Genomic DNA, 965 nt, shown 5'->3' on the forward strand with positions numbered 1-965 from the left:
GGCGGCGCTGGCGTGGCCAGGCGGGTCTGCTCGCGGGTCACCACCTCGACTTTGGGTTCCTTGCACGGCCCGGTGACCCGGTAGGTCTTCGAGGCCAGGCTGCCGAGCGGTTTCTGCAGCACCGCGTTCGCCGCCGCGCCGATCGCCGCGCCGACCGGGCCGGCCGCGAGCGCGCCGACCGCGGTCAGCAGGTTGGCCGCCTTGGGCCTCACTTCGATGGTCTGGTCGTAGCGCTGCGCGCGCAGATCGGCGGCGCCGCGGATCGCGATCGCCGCAGCCGGGCCGTCGATCACCAGGTTGTCGCTGCGCGCGGTGCCGTTGCCGAAGCGCACCGTGCCGTCGATACGGTCGAAAGCGAAGCCTTTCGAGAACAGGTCGCGGAAATCCAGGGTCAGACGACGCGGCAACTGGGCGACGCTGAGCAGGCCGAGCACGCGCCCGGCGCCGGGTTCGACCTCGATCAGACGGCCGTTGCGCGCTTCCAGGTTCAGGCTGCCTTCCAGCGAACCCAGCGCGAACGCGGCCGGGCTGCCCGGCCAACCCGCATCGAGCTTGGCCTTGGCCTTGCCGCCGCCGATCTGGCCTGCGAAACCGAAACCGCCGAGCAGCGCGCCGATGTCGCCGCTGTCGAGGGCGACGCTCAGATGAGTGCGCGCCGCCGCGCCACGGCCGGTCCAGTCGCCGCTGATGTCGAGCGATTGCTTGTCGGCGCGCGTGCTCAGTTGTTCGATGCGCATCCCGGCCGGCGTCGGCCGGGTGCGGATCATCGCCTTGCCGAGCGCGGCATCGCCGACCCGCAGCTCGGTGACGTCGAGCGCGAGCGCGGGAATCTTCGCCGGATCGATCGCATTGACGCCGATGGGCGCCGCCGTCGCGGCCGCGCTCGCCGGCGCGTGGCCGGCGGCGATGTTTCCGCTCGCGCTCGCAGTCGCGGTCGCAGTCGCGGACGACGCGCTCGGCGCGCG

2 protein-coding genes are annotated in these 965 nt (G+C 72.8%); one reads left to right on the forward strand and one right to left on the reverse strand.

The window, feature by feature from the left end; translation table 11 throughout:
- Positions 1 to 845, reverse strand: an 845-nt coding sequence (locus tag ACSAMQ_RS20575) for a YhdP family protein (RefSeq protein WP_435397437.1), incomplete at its 3' end; no start/stop codon positions are given.
- Between ACSAMQ_RS20575 and ACSAMQ_RS20580 the strand changes: the two genes are divergently transcribed.
- Positions 730 to 965, forward strand: a 236-nt coding sequence (locus tag ACSAMQ_RS20580; RefSeq protein ID WP_435397438.1) for a hypothetical protein, incomplete at its 3' end; no start/stop codon positions are given. The genes ACSAMQ_RS20575 and ACSAMQ_RS20580 overlap by 116 nt on opposite strands.

The organism is Lysobacter sp. 1R34A, from assembly GCF_051217035.1.
Lineage (GTDB): Bacteria > Pseudomonadota > Gammaproteobacteria > Xanthomonadales > Xanthomonadaceae > Lysobacter.